The sequence below is a fragment of the Paeniglutamicibacter psychrophenolicus genome (assembly GCF_017876575.1).
Taxonomy (GTDB): Bacteria; Actinomycetota; Actinomycetes; order Actinomycetales; family Micrococcaceae; genus Paeniglutamicibacter; species Paeniglutamicibacter psychrophenolicus.
The window spans coordinates 3,601,412-3,618,751 of sequence record NZ_JAGIOE010000001.1 but is presented as its reverse complement, the minus strand read 5'-3'; the positions used below and the strand labels follow the sequence as shown (position 1 = coordinate 3,618,751).

Here is a 17,340-nt window from a genome sequence, read left to right as displayed (position 1 = left end):
CATGGCCATCTTCACGGACCAGCTACGCCAGAGCGCCGACTTTGGTCCGGGGGATGAGGATTGGATCCACCTTTTGGTGGGGGACTGGCAACTCATCGCCGACCTGGCTTTCGCCGATTTGGTGTTGTGGTTCCCGGTCCCGGAGGGGACGTACAAGGCCCTGGCCCATGTGCGTCCCTCCACCTCGCACACCGTGTTCCACACGGACTTCGTCGGGGAGCGGATCCGCAAGGACCTCAAGCCGCTGGTCGAGCAGGCCTGGCAGACCCAGGACATCGTGCGTTCGGACGCCGGCACGGTGCGGCCCGGTGAGCACTCGATGCTCATCGAGGCCGTGCCGCTGGTGCGCAACGGGCGCACCCTGGCGGTGCTCTCGGTGCACTTCGACCTTTCCGGCTCGCGCCTGCCCTCGCGGCTGGAGCTGACCTACCGGCAATGCGCCGAGGACCTGCTGCGCATGTGCACCCGCGGGCTGTGGCCCGACTTCGCCACGCCCACCGGTTCGCGGCGCGGCGCCCCGCGCGTGGGTGACGGATTCATCCGGCTGGATGCCGATGCGGTGGTGCAGTACGCCAGCCCCAACGCGGTCTCGGCCTACCGCCGGCTGGGGGCCGCGGCGACCCTGGAGGGCGTCTCGCTCTCCGAGGCGACGATGTCCCTGGTCAAGGACCGCCGGCTGACCGACGAGGCGCTGCCCCTGGTGGTCTCGGGCAAGATGCCCTGGCGCACCGAGATCGAGTCGATGGGCGTAACGCTGTCGCTGCGCGCGATCCCGCTGCGCAACGCCAAGGGGCGCTACGGCGCCCTGGTGCTGTGCCGCGACGTGAGCGAGCTGCGCCGCCGCGAGAAGGAACTGGTGTCCAAGGACGCCACCATCCGGGAGATCCACCACCGGGTGAAAAACAACCTGCAGACCGTAGCGGCGCTGCTGCGCATGCAGTCGCGCCGGATGAAGTCCGAGGAGGGCCGGGCGGGCCTGGACCAGGCCATGCGCCGGGTCGCCACGATTGCGGCGGTGCACGAGACCCTCTCGCAGGGCCTGAGCGAGAACGTGGACTTCGACGAGCTGATCGACCGCCAGTTCCGGATGATCGTGGAAATCGCCTCGCCCGGGCAGAAGGTGATGACCGAGAAGACCGGGGCCTTCGGGCACCTGCCGGCGGAGCTGGCAACACCGCTCTCGCTGGTTATCAACGAGCTGGTCACCAACGCCGTGGAGCACGGGCTGGCCGAGCGCGACGGCACCGTCCAGCTGGCCGCCGAACGCAAGCGCAACGCCGTGGGGGAGGACATCCTGCGCGTGGCCATTTCCGACGACGGGGTGGGGCTGCCCGCAGGCCCGCGCACCGAGGGCCTGGGGCTGCAGATCGTGCGCACCCTGGTCACCAGCGAACTGAGCGGGAACATCCACTGGGAGGACCGCTCGGGACCCGGGACCCGGGTCGTGATCGAGTTGCCGGTCGCCGCCAGGCGCTAAGGCCAGGCACGCAAGCCAACGACAAGCAGGTGGGGCCCGGTTCCTGGAAAGGAACCGGGCCCCACCTGTCTGCGTGGTGCGAAGGAGTGCCTAGAACTTCTTCCGGTGTGCCAGGATGCTGGCGACGTAGTTCTTGGTGTCCGCGTACATGCCGTTGCGCTTCACTCCGGCCGCGCCCTGGTAGTAGTAGGCGATGCCCAGCTCGATCGACGGTGCCGAGCGCTGGTGCGCGCGGATGATCGCGACACCGGCGGTGACGTTGTCCTGCGGGTCCAGCAGGTCCAGCTTGCGCCCCACCAGTCCCGAGGCCCATTCCCCGGCCGCGGGGATGACCTGCATGACGCCCACGGCGTTCGCCGGGGAGACGGCGTTCATCCTGAAGCCGGACTCCTGGAAGGCATGGGCCTGGGCCAGGGAGGGATCGACGCCCATCTGGCGGGCGGTGCTGGCCACCATGGCCTGCATGGCCGCGGGGGAGGGCAGGTTGCGGGAGAGCAGCTCGCGCTTGTTGTCGTTTGCCGAACCGACCACGTCCGACTTGTAGGTGCGTCCCAGGAACGTGTTGCCCACCAGCGGCTTCGAGCTGGTCGGGTTCACGTCCGAGGAGGACTTCGGTGAGGAGGCGCCGTTGCCGTTGACCTTCAGCGTCCGCCCGATCTGCAGGACGGTGGAGTAGGTCACCGACGGGTTCAGGCGCAGGATGGTGTTCAGCGGGGTCCCGGTCTTCAACGCAATGTGGCCCAGGGTGTCGCCGGATACCACGGTGTAGCTGGAGCCGCCGGATGGGGCCTTGGGTGCGGCCGATGCCTTGGGTGACGACTGTGCGGCCGGCGCGCCGCTGATCTTCAGCTTGTCGCCCGGGCGGATGATGTCGCCGTTGGACAGGTCGTTCAGCTTCATGAAGGCGGAGACCGACATATTGTGCCGGATGGCGATCATCGAGGGGGTGTCGCCCGACTTCACGGTGTAGGTTCCGTGCGCGGAGGCGCCGTTGCCCTTGGGCGCGGACTTGGACGGGGACGATGAGCCCTTGGAACCGAAGTGCAGCACCTGGCCGACATAGATGGTGTCCTTGGCGGGGTTGCCCGCGGAGTCGCGGACCTCGTCCAGGGATACGCCAAGCTTCGTGGCGATCGCGCCCATGACGTCGCCGTCGGCGACCTTGTAGGTCTGTGCCGGCTTGGCGGAGGTGCGTGCATTGTTCGTGGAGGCCTTGGGGGATGCGGCGCGTGCGTCGCTGCCGCCCAGGCGCAGCACGTCTCCGGGCTTGATCAGGTCGGAGGAAAGCTTGTTGATCTTCTTGAGCTCGGAAACCGAGACCCCGGTGCGCACGGAGATGTGCGAAAGAGTGTCGTTCTGCTTGACGGTGACGGTGCCGCTCTTCTTGGTCAGCGGGATCACCGAACCGGGAACGTGGGAGGCGACCAGGTGGGCGCTGATTCGTGCCTCGGCTGCCTTGACCATGGCCGGGGTGGCGGCCTTGGGTGCCAGGGCATCACGGGTGGGCAGCGGTGCTGCCTCGGCCGGGAGTGCCAGGGAACCAAGGACAACTGCAGGGATTGCGACCGTGGCTACGGCGCTGCCAATGGCTCTGACGCGATTGTTGTGTGCAAGGGACATGGAGCGATCCTTTAGGTTGGGGCAAGGACGAATCGTTCGGTCGCAAAAGAACGCACATGGGTTGTGGCCCATGTGCGTGTTGTGACTCATGGTGCAGGTGTGACTAATGTGAATTTACACCACAGAGTGGAATTTGTGAAAGATCCCACGAAGAAATCATTCATATGGCTCCTGAACCACCCAAGGATGTGGCACGCTGGAATGGTGAGCAATCTTGAGAACCTAGTGGCCGACTGGCTGCCCCTGCCCGACCTTGCCGAAGCGCTGGACGTTTCCATCAAAAGGGTCCATAGCCTGATCGACGAGCGCGCCATCATTGCCGTGCGCGTGGGCAAGCGAAACATCCGCAGCGTACCCGCCGCCTTCGTGATCGACGGGGGCATTGTCGAGAGCCTCAAGGGCACGATCTCGGTGCTCGTTGACTCCGGCTACGAGGACGAGGAGCTGCTGGTGTGGCTCTTCACCCCCGACGAATCCCTGAACGGCACGCCCATGGACGCACTGCGCGCCGGACGCAAGACCGAGATCCGCCGCCGCGCCCAGGCGTTGAGCTGGTAGCAGTCACCGCGGTGCACCTGCCCGGTGCATAGCCCCGAACTCGACCAAGAAGCGACGGCCCCCACCCGGATGATCCGGGGATGGGGGCCGTCGCTTTTCTCGTGCCTGCCTGCTCCTACGAGGTCCGGCGAATTGCCGCCAGGCCCAGGGTGCGCAGCCCGTGGCGTGCCAGCGGGGTGACGGTGAGCCGGTCCAGGGCGGCCAGGCCCTGCTCGGAGAGCTCGGCGATGGAGGCCTCGGTGGCCGCCAGCGCGCCGCACGACTCAAGCAACGCACTCATGCGGGTGACCTCGTCCTCGCGCAGGTCGTCGGCACCCAGCCGCGATTGGATGAACTCCTGGTCCGCCGGCGAGGCAAGGGTCAGCGCGTGCGCGATGATCTCGGTGCGCTTGCCTTCGCGCAGGTCGTCGCCGGCCGGCTTGCCGGTGATCGCCGGATCGCCAAAGACGCCCAGGACGTCGTCGCGCAACTGGAAGGCCTCGCCCAGCGGCAGGGCAAACCGGGAATACTGCTCCAGCAGGTCGGACGAAGCCCCCGCCAGCGCGCCGCCGAGCAGCGTGGGATTTTCCACGGAGTACTTGGCGGACTTGTAGCGCACGATGGTGCGGGCGCGCTTGACCGCTTCGGCGGGCCCGTAGGCGGGCCCGGCAGACTCCTCCAGGACATCAAGGTATTGGCCGGCCATGACCTGCGCGCGCATGCGGTCAAAGATGGTACGGGCCTCGGGCACCAGCGGCTGGATGGTGGCGAAGAGCTGTTCGCTCAGCGAAAGGCACAGGTCCCCGGCGAGGATCGAGGCGGCCTCGCCAAAGCGCGGGGCGTCCCTGTGCCAGCCCGAGGCGCGGTGCAGGGACTCGAAGCGCCGGTGCATGCTGGGCTGTCCGCGGCGGGTGTCGGAGCGGTCGATGAGGTCGTCATGGATCAGGGCCGCGGCCTGGAATAGTTCCAGTGCGGCACCGGCCTGCACGATGTCTGTGGCCTGGGCATCGCCTCCGGCCCCCAGGTACCCCCAGAAGGCGAACAGCGGACGCAGGCGCTTTCCGCCGCGTGTCAGCTCGTCGATCGCGGTGACGATTTCCGCCGCCGCCGGGGCGATGTCCGAGATGGCTTCATGTTGTTCTGCAAGGAATTCCGAGAGCAAGGCCTCGAGCCGTTCCGAGAAGTCTGCGGAAAGGTCCCGTGCCTTTTCGGGGTCGGAGGTGTCCGCAGCATAAAGTGTCATGATTCCCGTCCATAGGTTGCGCAACGTCGTGTTTCCTTAACTCTAGCCGTGCGGTTGCCGCCCGCTGGATTGTCGGAGTCGTTGGCTAGACTTCACTGCATGGCCCAAGGCAAGGTGCGCGCGATATTGCATGTCGACATGGATGCCTTTTTCGTGTCCGTCGAGTTGCTCACGCGCCCCGAGCTGGCGGGGAAACAAGTGATTGTCGGTCATCCGGGGGAGCGCTCCGTGGTGCTCTCGGCGTCCTATGAATGCAGGGCACTGGGAGTGAAATCGGCCATGCCGATGGCCGTGGCCATGAGGATGGCCCCGCATGCGGTGGTGATCCCGCCGACGCACGGGCTGTATTCCGCCTATTCGGCCAGGATCATGGAGATTTTCCACCAGGTCACGCCGCTGGTGGAGCAGCTCAGCGTGGATGAGGCCTTCCTGGACGTGACCGGAAGCATCCGGCGACTGGGACCTCCGGAGGAGATCGGCGAGATGATTCGCGCACGGCTGCGCACCGAGCTGGGGTTGCCCGCAAGCGTGGGCATTGCCGCCTCGAAGTTCGTGGCCAAGGTGGCCTCCACCCGCGCCAAGCCCGATGGCATGTTGGTGATCCGCCCGGAGCAGACGTTGGCCTACCTGCACACCCTGCCGGTGGGTGCGCTGTGGGGCGTGGGGGCGAAGACCGCGTTGGTGCTGCGGGAGATGGGGATCACCACGGTGGCCCAGCTGGCCCAGACACCGCAGAACACACTCAGCCGCCGACTGGGAGCCACCGGAATCCACCTGTACAACCTGGCCTGGGGGCGAGACGACCGGTCCGTGGAGACCGAGCGCGAGGAAAAAAGCATCGGCGCCGAGGAGACCTTCGCCATCGACATCTGGGATGACGAAGCATTGCGCCGCGAAATACTTCACCTCGGCCATCGCGTGGCCACGCGGCTGCGCGAAGCCGAAAAAGTGGCGGGCGTCGTGGCCCTGAAGCTGCGCTACAGCGATTTTTCAACGCTCTCGCGAAGCCGGACCCTGCCCTTTCCCAGCAACGCGGCCGGCGACCTGGTCTCGGCCGCGGAGGGACTTTTTGAGAAGCTTGGCCAGCGGCCCCAAGCCGTGCGACTTGTGGGTATCCGGGCGGAGAAGCTGGCTGACGCCGGAGGCGGGATGCAATTGAGTATCGATCCGCGAGATGACAACTGGCGGCAAACCGAAGCAACGATGGATTTGATCCGTTCCAGGTTCCCTGCCGGGGCGCTTCGCCCGGCCTCACTGCTCGAACGTGGGCAAAAAGAGAAAAAATCGGACCAATCTTCTTGACACATTCGCCGTGAGTCTGCTGCGAGTTGAATCCTGACTACCTTATTAGCAAGATTCGGGACTATTCTGGAAGTAGAAGTTAGCTAGCCGTATCGGCCGGGAACATTGCCAAGGCGTATTACGTTCAAGTAGGTAAAGGCGAGAGCCGGGACCGTGAAGTGAAGGGGAAGAGACGATGCCACTTTCCGAGCATGAGCAACGTCTTCTGGAGCAGCTGGAAAAGCAGCTACATGAAGACCATCGCTTCGCATCGACGATGAAATCCGCGTCGACGGCGGGGAACTACTCAACGCGCAATCTTGCATTGGGTGCTTTGATAGGCATCGTGGGGCTTGGGGTGCTGATCTATGGCGTTTCAAGCCAACTGATCATCGTGGGCGTGTTGGGATTCATCATCATGTTTGGCGGCGTGTACCTGGCCCTTTCGCGCAAGGGCGGCTCCAAGAAGGGCAGCGTGCCCGGCGCGGGCAAGAATCCCCAGAAATCTGGATTCATGAGCGACCTCGAAAACAGGTGGGAACAGCGCAAGCGTGACGAGCACGGTTCCTCGTAAGACACTTCTGACCGGCGGCCCGGAGGCCTGACACTCCGCCGCCGCACACTCCAGCCTAGGCTCCGCAACATGTGCGGGGCCTTTGCCTTTTAAGTTCGGGGCGCTCCGCTTGCGGGCAGGTGGCCCCTGCAATCGGGATGGCCCGCTGGCGCTCGCACCCGGTCGGTCCCCGGCAGGCAACCCCGGCACCGCATCTGGCGCGCGACACGGCGACGCGCCGAGTATGCCCAATCGCCGTAATTTTTATTCGGGCCGGGGAAGCCGGCCGCGGGCGTGTGCTGCCCGATTCCCTCCACTTGCCCCCACCGCAGCCGGCACCTTTCCCTCCCTTCCCCCAACCGCGGTCTTAAGTCCCTTGTGAATCCGGGAATTCCCGCAACACGCAATGTGCGTCCCGTCACACCGCGCTTTCTGGGAGTTTGGTCTGAATCCAAATCCCTCCACTTCGACCCCACGCCGGAATGCCGCGGAAAATCAACACTTTTCGTTCTCTTTTCATCTCAAAATGCCGAAATGGTCGTTGACAGTGGAGGCTTGTGGAGTAAAGTGGAGCGAAATAGAGGGGAATGGGGCAAGTTGCTTCTTTCAACCGGGAGGCGGTCTGTGTGTTCCTAGGAACGTATACACCGCGTCTGGATGAGAAAGGGCGATTAATCCTCCCGGCCAAATATCGTGACGAATTAGCCAATGGTTTGGTTCTGACTCGTGGCCAGGAGCGCTGCATCTACGTCTTTAGCCAACGTGAATTCGAGAAGCAGCATGAGCAAATGAGCCAAGCTCCGATCTCCTCACGCCAAGCCAGGGACTATGCACGTGTTTTCCTCTCCGGCGCTTCGGACGAATTGCCGGACAAGCAGGGGCGGGTCACGATTCCGTCCATGCTTCGTTCATATGCGGGGCTGGACCGTGAGGTCACAGTGATCGGCGCGGGAAACCGGGTCGAGATTTGGGATTCCACAGCGTGGAATGCCTACCTCGAAGAACAGGAGAATGCGTTCTCCGAAACGGATGACGAAGTACTTCCGGGTTTCTAGGCACCACTACGGTGACTGAAAACCGGCCAATGGCTTGGACGAGATCTCCAGCCGCCCGTGCCACGCACATCCTGGCTCCACTTCCCCGGAGCCAGGCTGGGCAGCAGCGGGTCGGAGGGGGATCTGGTCTCAGCCAACAGATGAGGCACATTGCCCACGCGAAAGGGGGAGCGGTGAATATCGACGGCAACGCAGAGCGACCCGCCTCGGAACGCCACGTTCCAGTACTGCTCGATCGATGCGTAGGGCTTTTGGCACCTGGCATCGAAGCCGGAATCGCCGCACGGGGCCGTGCCGTGGTCGTTGACTGCACCCTGGGGATGGGTGGCCACTCCGAAGCCTTGCTCCAGCGCTTCCCGGATGTCCACCTGATCGGCCTTGACCGTGACGAGCAGGCCTTGGCCCTCGCCGGTGCCCGGTTGGAGCCCTTCGCGAACCGCACGGACCTTGTCCATGCGATCTACGACGAAATCGCCGATGTCGTCGAGGACCTTGGGTTCGACGGAATCGACGGGGTGCTCTTCGACCTCGGGGTTTCCTCCCTGCAGCTCGATGAGCGAGATCGCGGCTTTGCCTATTCCTATGACGCCCCGCTTGACATGCGCATGGACACCTCGCGCGGCCCCACGGCGGCAGACATCGTCAACCAGTACAGCGAAACCGAACTCGTGCGCATCATCCGTGCCTGGGGCGAAGAGAAGTTCGCCGGACGCATCGCCTCGGCAATCGTCGAGGCGCGCAAGGCCAAGCCCTTCAGCACCACCGAGGAACTGGTGACCGCCATCCGGTCGGTCGTCCCGGCCGCAGCAGCACGCACCGGCGGCCACCCGGCCAAGCGGACCTTCCAGGCGCTTCGCATCGAGGTCAACGAGGAACTGGACGTGCTTGACCGGGCCATTCCCGCGGCCATGGGCGCCCTGCATGTCGGGGGACGGGTTGTGGTGATGAGCTACCACTCGCTGGAAGACAAGATCACCAAGCGGCACTTTGCCGCGGGATCCAAGTCATCGGCCCCGGCCGGTTTTCCCGTGGAGCTTGAAGAACACAAGGCGCAATTCAAGGTCCTCACCCGAGGAACCGAGAAGCCAACCGACCAAGAAATCGCCGAAAACTCACGAGCAGCCTCAGCGAAGCTGCGAGCCGTGGAACGCATCCTGAAGAGGAACTGAGTATGAGCAACCGGACACCCAACCGCGTACGTTCTCGCGTCATCGAGCTACCCGCAACACAGGGTGCCAACGCGCTCAGCCATGCCCCGCAGCCCATACCGGCCTCGCGCCCGGAGGAATCCTCCGCCAAGCGCCGCACCACCCTCTCGGTCGTGCCCGCGCTCGGGGCCAAGCGACGGGTTCCCTTCATCGTCTCCATTTTCGTCCTGGTCATCGCCTCGGTCGTGGCGGTGCTGCTGATCAACGTGTACATCGCCAACGGCCAGTACACCGCGGTGGACCTGCGTGGACAGGAGCGTGCGCTTTCCCAGGAAAACGAGGCATTGCGCCAGGAGGCGCTCTACCTGGGATCCCCCCAGGTGGTTGCCAAGAAGGCTGCCGACCTGGGCATGGTCAAGCCCGGAGCGCCCGCGGCCATCAACCTGGACACCGGCAAGGTTGCCGGGACCGCCACGGCGGCCGAAAAGCCCAGTGCCGAGAACAAGGCCAAGAGCGGGATCCTGCAGACCCCGGCCAAGCCCGGAACCACCACGGAGGCCAAGGGCAAGAACGCGGTCAAGGACAAGGCCGCCGAACCGGCGGCGAAGGACACCTCGATCGAACCCCCGGTGGCCGTCGAGACGCCGCCGAAGTCCACCGTCGACCGGACCCCGGTGCCGGCAGACGGCTCGCGCCCCGACTTCTCCCCGGCCCAACTCAATGGCGGGACGATCCCCGCACCAAGCCTGAAGACCCCGGGACAGTAACACCCCCCCGGAACCGGGGCCGCACCTGGCCCCGATACGCACCACCACGCCCACCCGGTATGAGCTGAGGACCAAATGCCACAAAAATCCCCAACCACCGGAACGACCCACCTGCGCCTGCGCATGGTGGTGGTGCTCTCCCTGGTGCTGTTGCTGCTCACCGGTGGACGGCTGTTCTTTGTCCAGTCGCTCAACGCCAAGGCCGTGGCCGCCGAAGCTGTGGACAACCGCACCCGCTTCCAGGAAACCCAACCCAGGCGCGGGCAAATCCTGGATTCCAAGGGCACGATCCTGGCCACCAGCGTCGATCGATACGACCTGGTCATCGACCAGCGGAAGGTCGAAGCCGACAAGCCCATCGTGCGCAAGAATCTCTCCGGGGGCACCACCCGGGAATCGGTGAGCATCGAGCAGGCCGTGGGCGAGCTGGCGAAGATCCTCGACCAGGACGTCGACACCGTGCGCACCGCGATCGTGGGCGATCCGGGGGCGAAGAAGAACGCCTACTCCGTGGTGGCCAAGGGCGTGACCCCCGAGGTCCGCAACTCGGTCATGGAACTGCGCATCCCCACGCTGACCGGGCAGCTGCGCAGCGAACGGCAGTACCCCAACGGGGTGGTGGCCGGCCCCCTGCTCGGCTTCGTGATGAACACCGACGACCAGCAATCGCTCAAGGGCGCCGAGGGCCTGGAAATGAGCCAGGACAAGCGCCTGACCGGAACCGCTGGAACGCGGACCTACGAGGTCGGCGCCGACGGCGTGCGGATCCCCGTCGCCGAGACCACCGAGGTCCCCGCGGTCGACGGGCAGGACGTGAAACTGACCCTGGATGCGGACATCAACTTCATCGCCCAGGAAGAGGCGCTGAAGAAGCAAAAGCAGTTCAACGCCGAATGGGTCTCGGTGATCGTCGAGGAAGTCAAGACCGGACGGGTGATCGCCATCGGCGACTCCAACCAGCTTGACCCCAACGACCCCAGCGCCACCGAGGCCACGTTCCGCCGCTCGGCCTCCATCACCCAGGCCTTCGAACCGGGATCCACCGGCAAGGTGCCGACCTTCGCCGCGGCCATCGAGGAGGGCGTGGTCAAGCCCACCGACGCCTTCAAGGTCCCCAACGCGTACACCATCAACAAGGAAACCATCAACGACTCGTTGAAGCACTCCACCTACGACATGACCGCCGCGGGCATCTTCGCCCGCTCCTACAACACCGGCACGGTCATGATCGGCAACAAGATGAGCAACGAGACCCGCTACAAGTACATGAAGAAGTTCGGGCTCGGCAAGGCCATCAACATCGGCCTGTCCGGGGCCAGCCAGGGCATCCTGGCCAAGCCGCAGGACTGGGAGCGGCGCCAGCAGTACGCGACCATGTTCGGCCAGGCCTACACCCAGACCGCGCTGCACACCGCCCAGATCACCCAGGCCATCGCCAACGGCGGGGTGCGCATCGATCCCACGTTGATCGATTCATACATCAACCCCGACGGCACCATCGAGAAGCCCGCGGCGCCCAAGTCCGAACGCGTCGTTTCCGCGAAGACCTCCAAGGAGATGCTGCGCATGATGGAGACTGTGGTTTTGGAGGGAACCGGCACTAAGATGGCTGTGTCCGGTTACCGCGTCGGCGGCAAGTCGGGCACCGGCCAGGCCGCCGGACCAAACGGCGGCTACGACGGCTACACCAACTCGTTCGCCGGGGTGGCCCCGCTGGACGACCCCCAGATCGCCGTCGTGGTCACCATGTACCGCCCCAAGGGAGACTGGAAGTCCTGGTCCGTGGGTGACACCTTCAGCGAAGTCATGGGCAAGACCCTGAACGCCTACAACGTTCCGCCGAGCAATTCGAAGCCCAACGGGTACGACGTGTTCATCGGATCCGAACAAAAGAAATCCTGGTAATGCCTGAAGCCCTCACACCCCGCGCGGCGGAAGCGCTGCTGCGTCCGCTGAAAAAACGCACCACCACCCTGCGAGCCATGCTCGAATACCTGCATGAAACCGGGCGGGGTGCGAACATCATCGGAAACGATGAGGCGAAGGTCACCGGCATCTGCCTGGACTCCCGCGCCGTGCTGCCCGGGGACCTCTACGTCGCCGCGCCCGGGGCCCGCTTCCACGGGGCGCAATTTGCCGCCGCCGCCGCGCAGGCCGGAGCAGCCGCGATCCTCACCGACATCGAGGGCGAGGCCGCCGCCTCGGCGCTGGGCCTGCCGGTGCTGCTGGCCGGGGATGTGCGCGAGGTCGTCGGGGAACTGGCCGCCCTCGTCTACGGGACCGACGAGGACTGCCCCGAGCTGTTCGGGCTGACCGGAACCAACGGGAAGACCACCACCAGCTACATGATCCGCTCGGTGCTGCGCGCACTGGGGCGGGAAACCGGCCTGGTGGGCACCATCGAGATCTCCGCCGGGCAGACCCCGATCCCCAGCATCCTCACCACCCCCGAGGCCCCGCAGCTGCACGGACTGATGGCCCGCATGCGGGAACTGGGCGTCACCTCCGCCACCATGGAGGTTTCCTCCCACTCCCTGTCCTACCGGCGGGTCGACGGCCTGCGCTTCGCGGTCTCCGGCTTCACCAACCTCACCCAGGACCACCTGGACCTGCACGGCAGCATGCAGGAATATTTTGCGACCAAGGCCGCGCTCTTCGACCTGGAACGCAGCGACCTGGCCGTTCTGACCGTGGACGACGACTGGGGACGTGCCATGGCCGCCCAGGCCACGGCCGAGGTCTGGACGCTGGCCACCACCGCCACCGCCACCCACGCCGACGCGGACTGGGTCGTGGCCAACGTGCACCCGGCCGGCCTCGGACACCGCTTCGAGCTGCACGGCCCGGAGGAACAGGTGATCACGGCGGTCACCGGCCTGCCGGGGGACTTCAACGTCTCCAACGCCGCACTGGCCGTGGTGATGGTCCTGGCCTCCGGGGTCGAATTGCGGCAACTGCAGGCAGCCCTGGACGCCGCCAACCCGCTGACCGTCCAGGTGCCCGGCCGGATGCAGGTCATCGCCGAATCCCCGGCCGCCATCGTCGACTTCGCCCACAACCCCGACGCCCTGACCCGCGCCCTGGGCTCGGTGCGCCCCACCGAACCCGGTTCCAAGGTCATCGTGGTCTTCGGGGCCACCGGCGAACGCGACGCGACCAAGCGCCCGATCATGGGCGCCGTGGCCGCCAGACACGCGGACGTGGTCATTGTCACTGACGACGACCCGCACTCCGAGGACCCGGCCCGGATCCGCGAAGCGGTGGCCGCCGGCGCACGGGCCGAGATCCTCGCCAACGGGCTTGGGGCCGAGGTCCACGAGATCCATCCGCGGGCGGCCGCGATTGCCGCCGCGGCGGCGATGGCGGGGGAACACGACACCATCCTGGTCGCCGGACGCGGACACGAAGTCTTCCAGGAGGTCATGGGCGTGAACCTGGAACTTGACGACCGGCGGGAGCTGCGCCGGGCATTGCTCGCCAACGGCTTCCACACCCTGGAACCGGCTTCCGATTCCTTCGATCCCGCGGATGAAGGGTAAAGTCCTAGTTGCCATGATTGAACTACTTTCCGCCGAAATCGCCGAAATCACCGGCGGGCGACTCACCTCCTCGGCCAGCGCCGACACACCCGTCCTCGGGGTCGACACCGACTCGCGTGCCTGTGAAACCGGATGGCTCTTCGTGGCCAAGCCCGGGGAGTCCTCCGACGGACACCACTTCATCGACGCCGCCTTCAAGCAGGGGGCAGTGCTGGCCCTGGCCGAGCGCGAAACCCTGGCGCAGGACGGCACCGTCCACCCGGCGATCATCGTCCCCGACGCCGTGCTGGCCATGGGACAGATCGCCGCGGCCATCGTGGCACGCCTCAAGGCCGCCAACGGGCTGCGCGTGGTGGGCATCACCGGCTCCGCCGGCAAGACCACCACCAAGGACCTGCTCGCCGCGCTGCTGGGCGAACTCGGCCCGACCATCGCCCCGGTGGGCTCCTACAACGGCGAGGTCGGCGTCCCGCTGACCGTCTTCCGGGCCACCGCCGAAACCAGGTACCTGATCGTGGAGATGGGTGCCACCGGCATCGGCCACATCAGCTACCTCACCGACATGGTCCACCCCGAGGTCGGGGTCGTCCTGGGCGTCGGCTCGGCCCACGCCGGGGAATTCGGCGGAGTCGAGAACATCGCCAAGGCCAAGGGCGAAATGGTCGAGGCGCTGCCCGCCACCGGGCTCGCGGTGCTGAACCACGACGACAACCTGGTCGCGGCCATGCACACCCGCACCACCGCGCCGGTGCTGCGCTTCGGGGTCCAGCGCACCGCGCAGGACGCAGCCGGCGTCTGGGCCCGGGACCTCGAGGTCGACGAACACGGCCACCCCGTCTTCACCCTCGTGGCCGCCGACGCCACCGAGCACCAGATCGCCTCCGGGCTCATCGGGCGCCACCACGTGGCCAACCTGCTTGCCGCCGCGGCCGTTGCCGAGTACCTGGGCCTGGCCCCGGCGAGGATCGCCGCGGTGCTCCAGGGCCTGGGCCCGACCAGCCGCTGGCGCATGGAACGCATCGAACGCCCCGACGGGGTGAGCATCATCAACGACGCCTACAACGCCAACCCGGACTCCATGCGCGCTGCCCTGGTCACCCTGGCCGAACTCGGCCTGCCCAACGCGGCCGGCCAGGCCCGCCGCACCTGGGCGGTGCTGGGGGAGATGCTCGAACTGGGCTCCGACTCCATCCACGAACACGACCTGCTGGGCCGTGCCGCGGTGCGCATGAACATCAAGAAACTCCTGGTCGTGGGAATCGGCGCCAAGGCGGCCTACAACTCCGCGGTGCTCGAGGGCAGTTGGGGCGACGAGGCGTATTACGCCGAGGACGCCAAGGCCGCCACCCGCATCCTGAACGACAACCTGCTCCCGGGGGACATCGTGCTGTTCAAGTCCTCCAACGGCGCGGGCCTGCGGCACCTGGGCGACCAGATTGCCGGAACCAACAACGGCGCACCCGCCGCAAAGGAGGGCACCGCACTGTGATTGCTCTAATCATGGGATCAGGCATCGCCTTGATCTTCACGATGGTCACCATGCCATTGTTCATCCGCATGCTCAAGCGCCGGCAGTACGGCCAGGTGGTCCGCGACGACGGACCGACCTCGCACGCCACCAAGTCCGGCACCCCCACCATGGGCGGGGTCGTGATCATCGCCGCGGTGATCCTCAGCTACTTCGCCACCCACGGCCTGCTGTCCCTGATGGGCCGGCCTTCCGCCGGGGTGACCTCCAGCGGGCTGCTGCTGCTGCTGCTCTTCGGCGGGATGGGCGTGGTCGGGTTCCTGGACGACTTCATCAAGATCGCCAAGAAACGCTCGTTGGGCCTGCGCGCCTGGGAAAAGATCGTGCTCCAGGCGGCGGTGGGCATCGGCTTCGCCGTGCTGGCGCTGAACTTCCCCAACGAGAAGGGCCTGACCCCGGCCTCGACCGCGATCTCCTTCCTGCGCGACACCAACATCGACCTGGCCTTCGCCGGCCCGGCCCTGGGCCTGGTGCTGTTCGTGATCTGGTCCAACCTGATCGTCACCGCCGCCACCAACGGCGTGAACCTCACCGACGGCCTGGACGGGCTGGCCACCGGCGTGTCCATCATGGTCTTCGGCGCGTACACCATCATCGGGATCTGGCAGCAGAACCAGGCCTGTGCCCTGCACGAGGCAGCCAACGTCTGCTACACCGTGCGCGACCCCATGGATCTGGCCCTGCTCGGCGCGATCCTCTGCGGCGCGTTGATCGGGTTCCTCTGGTGGAACGCGAAGCCGGCAAAGATCTTCATGGGCGACACCGGGTCGCTGGCCATCGGCGGCGCCGTGGCGGCCTTCGCCATCCTCTCCCGCACCCAGGTCCTGCTGGTCGTGCTGGCCGGGCTGTTCGTGATGGTCACCCTCTCGGTGATCATCCAGGTCGGGTTCTTCAAGCTAAGCGGTGGCAAGCGCGTGTTCAAGATGGCCCCGCTGCAGCACCACTTCGAGCTCTCCGGCTGGGCCGAGGAGAACGTGGTGGTCCGCTTCTGGATCCTCGGCGGGCTCTTCGTGGCCGCCGGGCTGGGCATCTTCTACTCCGAATGGGTCGTTGGACTGTGACACCTGTCAATCTTGGGCACCTGGTCCGCTGGGAATCGGACTGGGCGGGGCTGCGCGTCGTCGTGGCGGGCCTGGGCCTTTCCGGCTTCTCCGCCGCCGACACGCTGATCGAACTCGGCGCCAAGGTCGTTGTCATCGACGGTGCCGACACCGAGGTGAACCGCTCGCGCGCCGAGACCCTGAAGATCGTCGGGGCCACAGATGTGCTGCTGGGCGCCGCGCACACCGACGCGCTGCCGCTCATCGACGGGGAAGCCCCGCAGCTGCTCATCGCCTCCCCGGGCTGGAACCCGCGCCAACCCATGCTCGCCGCGGCCGCCGAGGCCGGGATCGAGATCTGGGGGGACGTGGAACTGGCCTGGCGCGTGCGCGAAAAGGAGGGCCGCAAGCTCGCCGAATGGGTGGTCATCACCGGGACCAACGGCAAGACCACCACGGTGGGGATGGCCGAGGCGATCTTCAAGGCCGCCGGGCTGCGCGCGATTGCCGCCGGCAACGTCGGCACCCCGATCCTGGACGCGATCCGGGACCCGGAGGGCTTCGACGTGATCGCCGTGGAGCTCTCCAGCTTCCAGCTGCACTTCACCCACACCATCTCCCCGCTGGCCTCCGTGGTGCTGAACATCGCCGAGGACCACGTGGACTGGCACGGCGGGTTCGAGAACTACAAGGCCGACAAGGCCAAGATCTACGAGCGCACGCGCGTCGCGGCGATCTACAACGCCGAGGAATCCGTCGTGGAGGCCATGGTCGAGAACGCCGACGTCATCGAGGGCTGCCGCGCCATCGGCTTCACCACCGGGGTCCCGTCGGTGAGCATGGTCGGGGTGGTCGAGGACCTCTTGGTGGACCGCGCCTTCCTGGAGGACCGCAGGAACTCGGCGGCCGAACTCATCGCCCTGAAGGACATCGGCGAGGTCGTGCCCCGGCACACCGCCGCCAACGCCGCGGCCGCCGCCGCGCTGGCCCGCGCCTACGGCGTCGAACCCGCCGCGGTCGCCAGGGGCCTGGCCGGCTTCGACGCGGGGGACCACCGCATCCAGGCCGTGGCCCGCCGCGACGACGTGCTGTGGATCAACGATTCCAAGGCCACCAACCCGCACGCCGCCAACGCCTCGCTGGGCGCCTTCTCCTCGGTCATCTGGATCGCCGGGGGCCTGTCCAAGGGCGTGGAATACGACGAATTGGTCTCGGCGCACGCCGCGCGGCTCAAGGCGGTGGTGCTGATCGGCACCGACACCGCCAAGCTGCGCGAAGCCCTTGAACGACACGCGCCACTGGTGCCGGTGATTGGGCCCGGGGTGCGCGAAACTGAACGGGACACCGCAGCAGGAACAACCGGCTCGGCAGCCGGCTGGGCCGTGATGGCCCAGGCCGTCAAGGAGGCGGCCGGGATCGCCGAGCCCGGGGACACCGTGCTCATGGCACCGGCAGCCGCCTCAATGGACCAATTCACCTCATACGCACAACGCGGCAATGCCTTCATCGACGCGGTCCGTGCGCTCATGGGGGAGACAAGCAAGTAAGGAGC

14 protein-coding genes are annotated in these 17,340 nt (G+C 66.3%); 12 read left to right on the top strand and 2 right to left on the bottom strand.

The genetic code is table 11. The annotated features are described in order from the left end of the window. Position 1 precedes the first annotated feature (1 nt). On the top strand, positions 2-1,477 hold the full coding sequence (locus tag JOF46_RS16420; RefSeq protein WP_209908921.1) for a sensor histidine kinase: 1,476 nt from the start codon (positions 2-4) through the stop codon (positions 1,475-1,477). A gap of 90 nt (positions 1,478-1,567) precedes the next feature. On the opposite strand, the gene JOF46_RS16415 is transcribed toward JOF46_RS16420, so the two are convergent. After that, positions 1,568-3,097 (bottom strand): lytic transglycosylase domain-containing protein, encoded by a 1,530-nt coding sequence (locus tag JOF46_RS16415; RefSeq protein WP_209908918.1) that lies wholly within the window; start codon positions 3,095-3,097, stop codon positions 1,568-1,570. A 201-nt stretch (positions 3,098-3,298) separates the two neighbouring features. Between JOF46_RS16415 and JOF46_RS16410 the strand changes: the two genes are divergently transcribed. Beyond that, on the top strand, positions 3,299-3,655 hold the full coding sequence (locus JOF46_RS16410) for an Rv2175c family DNA-binding protein (RefSeq protein WP_209908916.1): 357 nt from the start codon (positions 3,299-3,301) through the stop codon (positions 3,653-3,655). Positions 3,656-3,770: 115 nt separating this feature from the next. Here JOF46_RS16410 and JOF46_RS16405 read toward each other — a convergent pair whose 3' ends face one another. After that, complete coding sequence (locus JOF46_RS16405) at positions 3,771-4,877, bottom strand: polyprenyl synthetase family protein (RefSeq protein WP_209908913.1); 1,107 nt, start codon at positions 4,875-4,877, stop codon at positions 3,771-3,773. A gap of 99 nt (positions 4,878-4,976) precedes the next feature. On the opposite strand from JOF46_RS16405, the gene dinB reads away from it, so the two are divergent. The 10 genes from dinB to murD all read left to right on the top strand — a co-directional run bounded on the left by dinB (position 4,977) and on the right by murD (position 17,335). Further along, entirely contained in the window at positions 4,977-6,179 is a 1,203-nt protein-coding gene (gene dinB / locus JOF46_RS16400) for a DNA polymerase IV (protein ID WP_209908910.1), read from the top strand. Between the two features lie 175 nt (positions 6,180-6,354). After that, positions 6,355-6,732 (top strand): DUF3040 domain-containing protein, encoded by a 378-nt coding sequence (locus JOF46_RS16395; protein ID WP_113760913.1) that lies wholly within the window; start codon positions 6,355-6,357, stop codon positions 6,730-6,732. 605 nt (positions 6,733-7,337) lie between these two features. After that, positions 7,338-7,766 (top strand): division/cell wall cluster transcriptional repressor MraZ, encoded by a 429-nt coding sequence (mraZ, locus tag JOF46_RS16390; RefSeq protein ID WP_113761226.1) that lies wholly within the window; start codon positions 7,338-7,340, stop codon positions 7,764-7,766. A gap of 140 nt (positions 7,767-7,906) precedes the next feature. Then, a complete protein-coding gene (gene rsmH / locus JOF46_RS16385; RefSeq protein ID WP_209908907.1) occupies positions 7,907-8,935 on the top strand; it encodes a 16S rRNA (cytosine(1402)-N(4))-methyltransferase RsmH in 1,029 nt (342 codons plus the stop codon). Positions 8,936-8,937: 2 nt separating this feature from the next. Then, the gene (gene ftsL / locus JOF46_RS16380) at positions 8,938-9,681 is read left to right on the top strand and encodes a cell division protein FtsL (RefSeq protein WP_209908904.1); all 744 of its coding nucleotides are present in this window, start codon (positions 8,938-8,940) and stop codon (positions 9,679-9,681) included. 75 nt (positions 9,682-9,756) lie between these two features. Further along, the gene (locus tag JOF46_RS16375; protein ID WP_209908901.1) at positions 9,757-11,586 is read left to right on the top strand and encodes a peptidoglycan D,D-transpeptidase FtsI family protein; all 1,830 of its coding nucleotides are present in this window, start codon (positions 9,757-9,759) and stop codon (positions 11,584-11,586) included. Continuing rightward, positions 11,586-13,220 carry a UDP-N-acetylmuramoyl-L-alanyl-D-glutamate--2,6-diaminopimelate ligase gene (locus JOF46_RS16370; protein WP_209908898.1) on the top strand — a complete coding sequence of 545 codons (1,635 nt, stop codon included), beginning with the start codon at positions 11,586-11,588 and terminating at the stop codon, positions 13,218-13,220. The genes JOF46_RS16375 and JOF46_RS16370 overlap by 1 nt, the downstream gene beginning before the upstream one ends. Positions 13,221-13,233: 13 nt before the next feature. Continuing rightward, complete coding sequence (locus JOF46_RS16365; RefSeq protein ID WP_209908895.1) at positions 13,234-14,709, top strand: UDP-N-acetylmuramoyl-tripeptide--D-alanyl-D-alanine ligase; 1,476 nt, start codon at positions 13,234-13,236, stop codon at positions 14,707-14,709. Further along, a complete protein-coding gene (mraY, locus tag JOF46_RS16360) occupies positions 14,706-15,809 on the top strand; it encodes a phospho-N-acetylmuramoyl-pentapeptide-transferase (protein WP_209908892.1) in 1,104 nt (367 codons plus the stop codon). The genes JOF46_RS16365 and mraY overlap by 4 nt, the downstream gene beginning before the upstream one ends. After that, on the top strand, positions 15,791-17,335 hold the full coding sequence (gene murD, locus JOF46_RS16355; protein WP_209908888.1) for a UDP-N-acetylmuramoyl-L-alanine--D-glutamate ligase: 1,545 nt from the start codon (positions 15,791-15,793) through the stop codon (positions 17,333-17,335). The genes mraY and murD overlap by 19 nt, the downstream gene beginning before the upstream one ends. Positions 17,336-17,340: the final 5 nt, after the last annotated feature.

Coding starts and splice junctions, on each gene's coding strand:
- JOF46_RS16420 (WP_209908921.1), top strand. CDS start 2: ATGGCCATCTTCACGGACCAGCTACGCCAGAGCGCCGACTTTGGTCCG.
- JOF46_RS16415 (WP_209908918.1), bottom strand. CDS start 3,097: ATGTCCCTTGCACACAACAATCGCGTCAGAGCCATTGGCAGCGCCGTA.
- JOF46_RS16410 (WP_209908916.1), top strand. CDS start 3,299: ATGGTGAGCAATCTTGAGAACCTAGTGGCCGACTGGCTGCCCCTGCCC.
- JOF46_RS16405 (WP_209908913.1), bottom strand. CDS start 4,877: ATGACACTTTATGCTGCGGACACCTCCGACCCCGAAAAGGCACGGGAC.
- dinB (WP_209908910.1), top strand. CDS start 4,977: ATGGCCCAAGGCAAGGTGCGCGCGATATTGCATGTCGACATGGATGCC.
- JOF46_RS16395 (WP_113760913.1), top strand. CDS start 6,355: ATGCCACTTTCCGAGCATGAGCAACGTCTTCTGGAGCAGCTGGAAAAG.
- rsmH (WP_209908907.1), top strand. CDS start 7,907: ATGAGGCACATTGCCCACGCGAAAGGGGGAGCGGTGAATATCGACGGC.
- ftsL (WP_209908904.1), top strand. CDS start 8,938: ATGAGCAACCGGACACCCAACCGCGTACGTTCTCGCGTCATCGAGCTA.
- JOF46_RS16375 (WP_209908901.1), top strand. CDS start 9,757: ATGCCACAAAAATCCCCAACCACCGGAACGACCCACCTGCGCCTGCGC.
- JOF46_RS16370 (WP_209908898.1), top strand. CDS start 11,586: ATGCCTGAAGCCCTCACACCCCGCGCGGCGGAAGCGCTGCTGCGTCCG.
- JOF46_RS16365 (WP_209908895.1), top strand. CDS start 13,234: ATGATTGAACTACTTTCCGCCGAAATCGCCGAAATCACCGGCGGGCGA.
- murD (WP_209908888.1), top strand. CDS start 15,791: ATGGGTCGTTGGACTGTGACACCTGTCAATCTTGGGCACCTGGTCCGC.